Below are 5,977 nucleotides of genomic sequence, written 5' to 3' on the forward strand. Positions count from 1 at the left end.
CCAGTAATCTCTTCAGGCTTGAATTTTTAAATTTTATAACCATCAATTCTATTTAAAGACCTGCGGAATGTGGGTTTTGAGCAAAAGTTGTCGTGACGCTGAACAACCCTATGCCAAGAGCCATTAAAATGGCGATGGTAAAATTCCGAATAATTGTTTTTGAGAACACTGGGTTAATAACTCATGACAAACTGCCTAATAGCTACTGACTAATTAACTTCAAGCGACGCTGAAGTTCCCCCGCCGCTGTAGCAATTACGACCGCCAAAATCGGGTGCAGCGGCTCACTGTAGCGAACTTCTGCATAAGTGAGCGCATGAATCACAGTAAAATAGGCACAGACTGCCAACAGCGGCAAAAACTCCCGCCAGCGATGCCGCAAAACTATCATGCCCAAAGCAGCAAATACAGGCAAATTTCGCGACGCTAAAATGCCGACAATCCGTTGCGGCGAAAAGAATAGCCGCATTGCCTTCACATTAAACAGATCGTGATAAGGCCAGTCACTTATAGGGTTTCCCAACCAGAAAAAAACTGCCTTTTGCAAACAATACCAGAGATAGACAGCAGGCTCGCGGAGGATTGAAGCGATCGCCCGTTTGGTAAAATAGCGATCGCCCTCAATTGTAAAAGCATTGTGTCCCCCATTCCGAGCCGGATTTAGTTCTTCCTGCCAAATCTGAACAATATGGCGTTTTGGCAGTTTTTCATAAGCCAAATGATAAAACTCTGGACTTCCTTGCCACAGCAGCGCCGTAGAAACGCTGTAAAGCAAAAAAGTTTTGTGCGTTCGATAATTGTGGTAAGTCCAAGGTGCAGTAATAATTATAATCGCGCCCAAATAAGCCAGAAACAAAGCTATCTTGCGCTTAAAATGCCATTGACGCGGCATCAATAGTGGCACAAGTGCTGGAAGCAACATCCCTGTCGGCCGACAAAGATTCGTAATTGCCAGCACCGCACCTGCTAATGAAAAATTTTGCCACTGCGGCTGTTCCAATGCCCGCAACAGGCCCAGCACTGTTAAAAGTATTAAAGGTGTATATAAAACCTCTGTTTGCAGCAGCCTGACATGATGAATGAGGGAGGGATGCAGCGCAACTAATCCAGCCGCTACTAAGGAACTTTGAGCGCCAGTAAAACGCCGTGCTAGGATAAAAGTTAGCGGGATGATTGTCGCCCCCAAAAAAGCTTGTACGTAGACTACAGATGCGGGAGAACGACCAAAAATTGCATAGCATCCAGCCACAAAAAATGGATAAATTGGTGTCCGGTTCGGCTTCTCAAAAAAATGACCCTTCAGCAACCAGTATGCCAAACCCTCATAGCCCGGTTCGTCGCCCGTCAGACGGGCGGGGGTATCGGGGAGAGTTTGGTTGATGTGCCACGCCAAATAAAGGCGGAATGCGAGTCCCAGCAGCGTCAGACAAATGAGGGCCAAGACAATTATGCGGTGATTTCTTTGCTGCTGGGCTGCGGAGATGTCTGGTGTCATAAAAACTGATTGCGAAGATTTGATTGGCTTGCTCCCAAATTTTTAGGTAGGGAATGTCAAAAATTATAACCCGACTCATCCCAGATGCCTTAGCCGTTTTAGTAAAATTTTTAAAATACATAAAATCTCCGCATCATTTCTCAAAAGCCCCCGGATTTATTCCTTTGCAGGCTGATTGACGGGATTTATACCCCATCCGGGATTTATACCCCTTTATTATTTAGTCCGCTTGGAGTGGACTTCGTTTGTAGAGTAGTGGTTTTAACCGCCGAGTCCTATTGGAGATTTTTAACGCGGATTTGGTATGATTCTCAAATCTAGAATCTCAAATCGTCTGACTATGGACTATTCCCCTGTAGGCGGATTATATATTATTTTTATTCCCAGGTAAACTGAGCCATCGCTAATCTAACTCGACTTGCGATCGAGTTTGTTAGCTGTTGTAATAAACAAGCATTAACTATACAAATTTCAATAATTAATATTTAAAGTAAAATAACACGGCTAGCCGTCAAAACTGAAGGTTCACTTCGCACCAGCATAGTAAAAAATTTAGGTAAAACAATTAACCCTATAAACTGCGTTAAATATAGTTCAGAGGAAATCTTAGAAATTCCTGTTAAAAATCTCGTTGTTAAGTCGGAAAAATTATTAATTTTATACTCAGATCAACAATACTCCGGATTGTTTTTAAAGAGGGATGCGACGCCTACGGCAAGCAACGCTTACGCAATAAATCACAGAAGCGAAAAAAGTGAGTGCAATCTGAACCCAAAATGAACAGAAAAAAAGGCGCTCTTTTAGGTTAAGCTATAAAATAAGCTATAAAATAAGCTATAAAATAAGCTATAAAAACACACAAGCTCTTCAGATTGCCGTATGAAGATTATTGAATCCATCTTACAACAAATGCCAGGGATTAGTCAACCCCAAAAGAAGTTTTTAATCACTTTATTCTCAACTATTTTGCTAGCCTATGGCGTGATCAACTTCACGAATCTCAGTCGTTATAGTTATTTGAGCGAAAAAACCTACCGTCGTCACTTTCTCCAAAGCTTCAACTTTCCACAATTTAATCAATATTTTCTCGCGTGTTGCCTTAAATCCTGAACACACAATCATTGCTGTTATTGATTGTTCTTTTTTAAGAAAAAGTGGCAAAAAAACTGACGGGAAAGCTTATTTCTATAATGGTATAGCTGGCAAATCGGAACAGGGGTTGGAAATTTATGTGATTTCTATTGTCGAAATTGAGACTCGTTTATCTTATAGCTTAAGCGTACAACAAACTCCGTCACGTCCTCAAATAAAGCCGGTGAAAAAACTCCCACAAAATCCGAATAATTGCTGGTCTAAGAAATCTCGCAAAAAACAGGAACCTCAAAGCTCAACGCCTGACCTCACAAGAGTTGATGACTATGCACAACATCTAAAGAATACTCGTTGTTACTTCCCAACTTCTGTACGTCCAAATGGTCGCTGATGGCTATTACTATCGCTCTAAATTCTGGGAGGCTGTGCGGGACTTAAATTTAGACTTTATTGGCAAGTTAAGAAGTGATGCCGTCCCTACGCTATCTCTATACAGGTGAACAAAAGAAACTGGGAGCTCCACGTAAATATGATGGCAAGGTAGACTGCCATGATTTGCGTCGTCTTAATTTTGTTAAAGACCTAAAACCGGGAGTTTCCTTATATACATTGATGGCGTGGAGTTGTTGTTTAAATTGCCCAATTTCTTTGGTTTGTATCTCTGAGGTTCAAGCCAAGGGCAAAATCAAAAATGCTTTATTGTTTAGCACTGATATTCACCTACCACCTGAGCAAATTATTGAATATTATCAGGCTCGCTTCCAGATTGAATTTATTTTTCGTGATGCCAAGCAATTTACAGGATTGTCTGATTGTCAACCTCGTCATTTACCACGGCTTGATTTTCATTTTAATGCCAGTCTAATTGCCTTAAACTTAGCTAAACATCAACTCTCTAGTTGTCATTCATCTGCCAAGTCGTTTGTTTTTTCTCTTGCCTCTTATAAACGTCTGGAATAAAATCGCGCATCTACTTTCTACCTTTATTGACAAGTGAGATTTAGACCCGGATTTGATTTTAAACCATCCTAACCTTCCTTCAGTCTTGTCTTATGGTACTCTGGCTGGTTAAAAACTGTCCGGAGTATTGATCTACACTCGTTTGTACGAACAATGTTGCCGAGCTTTTTATCCTATCTCACTGGAAAACTTCTGCAAACTAATGTCTACTTATAGAAATCTAGTTATTTAGGGAGCATCGGCAGCTTGCCCTAAAATCGCTCGCCCAGCAATCTTTGTCGCACCCCCTCAGCGATTTTCTGCCCCAGATATTCGGGAATTAAACTTTCATTGGGCCCCAACAAGTAGAGAATTAGGCGAGTTCGCCCCCGCCAAACCAGCAAATTAGCATTTACTACCAACAAATCCTCTTGCCAGATGGCATACATAACTTTGTAAAAAAGTCCAGGTTGATTATCGGCTTCAATCAGCAAAGCTGGCAAGTGGAAAACCGGATCGACGTAGAATTCAGTTGCCACATCTTCTAAACCCGCGTCTAAATTAAATTCCACCGCCAACATCTCTTCAACCTCAAAATGCCCCGCCAATGCCTCTCGAACGGCTCTACAGACGTTTTCTGCTGTTTTATCTGCCAGTACCTTGCCACCGCGAGATACTACCAATTTGATAAATACCAGCATGGGCGGGTAAATTTGACCGTACAGACTCAGACTGTGAATCGTCAGCCCGTAGGCCGCGAGCACTCCAAAAATATCGCTCAATAGAAAAGATTGGTTCCGGTAAGCAAAATGCAGGGCACTTTTGTTACCTTCGGCTCGGATTTCGATGACTGCTTGCCGAGTTTTGTAAAGCTGGTAAGCTAATTTGAGGTTTTGCAACTGGATTTCGCTGCTGACAAATTGCTCATAAAACTGCGGAAACGCTCGGTTAAAGCGCTTGAGAAGTTCTAGTGTAGATGGTTTTAAACCCGAAGCCATAATTGAGGAGAAGGTGCGGGAGATATACTAGGTATTGACTCTTCCATGCCTTATGGCAATGGGATTTTCGATTCGACGATTAGACTTAAATTGTGTCCGTCTCCTCACTAAAAGCAAAACTCAAATCTGTCTGAGAACTTATCACGAGAATGTCACCAAAAAACGAGCGAGAAGCCCCTGGCTTTAGACATGGGGAGGAAAGCGGCTGCGACTTCAGTCGCCTTGAATCAAAATCCATAGGAATAGCCATCTTTTTTATGAATAGGTTTGCAATATTTATGACTAATTCCTGCCACTCTTCCCTTCGTTGTAGCGATGTCGAACGAACCGGATGCACGGCAAAGAACTCGTCCCACGTAGGAACCGACTTTCTTGCCTGCGGTGACTGTCGCGCCAACGATATCGCCAGTTTTAAAACTAAAATGGATCTGCTTTTTCGATCTATGTCGAATTGGGAAGCCAAACCTATTTGTGCCACACATTTGTCGAGTACCGTGTCCTGCTGCTTTTATTAACAGCGGTTGAGAAGTCAGCACCTTCAACTCTTCGACTTGACCTACGCAAGCAGCATCCAACCAGTGGGATTTAGGTAGATTTAATCGAGTGCGGTTGAACTTTGTTAAGCCACCACTGCCAGTAGAAACTGGTAAACCAGTCGTCAAACGGAGTCCGTTAAACAACGCGCAGCGAGTTAAATTAACTGCTGCTGCATCTTTTAAGGGACGTTTTGCTTGGGATAGAATCCGCTTTAAAATATCGGGCTTTTTAGATAGGAATTGCTCAATATCTTGAGTGCCTTTCTTTTTGTTGCAAGTATCACAAGCAAGGCACAGATTAGAAATGCGATTAGATCCGCCTTTGGCTCTGGGATGAATGTGTTCGACTTGTAGTGGCATATCCGTAATTCCACAATACGCGCACTTTCTGTCCCATTTGTTCAATAAATATTCGCGGATCTCGTAGCCGTATAGAACGCCTTGCTGGTACTCCAGTCCATTAATTTCTGGGTTTTCTGATTGTTGCAAGTCGAACCGCACAAGTTCTTGGAAAACAGAAGCAATGGGAGCAAGTTTCCTCAATCTATTTACCCAAGTTAAGGTTGTTTCTACACGATGTTGCAAGCTTGGAGCCAACCACCCTTTCGAGCGAGTTCTGTTTAATAATCTAGCTTTTCGGTAGCGGGTATGACGATTTCTTCTGCCTCTACGCAATGAACGGCGAGACTCCAGACCAGCTTTAATAGCTTGACTTCGGTGAGCTAGTTCTGCACCAAAGATTACGTCTTTTCCTTGCACTAATGCGATTCCAGTAGCCTTGGAGCCAGGGTCTAATTTAAGAGTGATTGGTTCCTGGGGTGCTGTTATCTCTACCTTGAGGTCGGGTAAGAGGGCATACGTCGCCGTATCCCCCTCCCCAACGAACCGGACGTGACACTTTCGCATCATCCGGCTCT

The 5,977-nt window shown here is 42.8% G+C and carries 4 protein-coding genes; 1 reads left to right on the forward strand and 3 read right to left on the reverse strand.

The window, feature by feature from the left end:
- Positions 1 to 202: 202 nt before the first annotated feature.
- A complete protein-coding gene (locus QUB08_RS31085) occupies positions 203 to 1,495 on the reverse strand; it encodes a glycosyltransferase family 39 protein (RefSeq protein ID WP_333230059.1) in 1,293 nt (430 codons plus the stop codon).
- Between the two features lie 1,560 nt (positions 1,496 to 3,055).
- Between QUB08_RS31085 and QUB08_RS31090 the strand changes: the two genes are divergently transcribed.
- On the forward strand, positions 3,056 to 3,547 hold the full coding sequence (locus QUB08_RS31090; RefSeq protein WP_333230061.1) for a transposase: 492 nt from the start codon (positions 3,056 to 3,058) through the stop codon (positions 3,545 to 3,547).
- A 251-nt stretch (positions 3,548 to 3,798) separates the two neighbouring features.
- Here the strand turns inward: QUB08_RS31090 and QUB08_RS31095 are convergent, their stop codons facing one another.
- Complete coding sequence (locus QUB08_RS31095; RefSeq protein ID WP_006631881.1) at positions 3,799 to 4,524, reverse strand: hypothetical protein; 726 nt, start codon at positions 4,522 to 4,524, stop codon at positions 3,799 to 3,801.
- 227 nt (positions 4,525 to 4,751) lie between these two features.
- On the reverse strand, positions 4,752 to 5,969 hold the full coding sequence (iscB, locus tag QUB08_RS31100; protein ID WP_333230063.1) for an RNA-guided endonuclease IscB: 1,218 nt from the start codon (positions 5,967 to 5,969) through the stop codon (positions 4,752 to 4,754).
- Between the last annotated feature and the right edge of the window lie 8 nt (positions 5,970 to 5,977).

Source organism: Microcoleus sp. BR0-C5, from assembly GCF_036705045.1.
In the GTDB taxonomy this organism is placed as follows: Bacteria; Cyanobacteriota; Cyanobacteriia; order Cyanobacteriales; family Microcoleaceae; genus Microcoleus.

What these genes read in the sequence shown, in the direction of transcription:
- QUB08_RS31095 (WP_006631881.1), bottom strand. Translation starts at nt 4,524, where the DNA reads ATGGCTTCGGGTTTAAAACCATCTACACTAGAACTTCTCAAGCGCTTT.
- QUB08_RS31090 (WP_333230061.1), top strand. Translation starts at nt 3,056, where the DNA reads ATGCCGTCCCTACGCTATCTCTATACAGGTGAACAAAAGAAACTGGGA.
- QUB08_RS31085 (WP_333230059.1), bottom strand. Translation starts at nt 1,495, where the DNA reads ATGACACCAGACATCTCCGCAGCCCAGCAGCAAAGAAATCACCGCATA.
- iscB (WP_333230063.1), bottom strand. Translation starts at nt 5,969, where the DNA reads ATGATGCGAAAGTGTCACGTCCGGTTCGTTGGGGAGGGGGATACGGCG.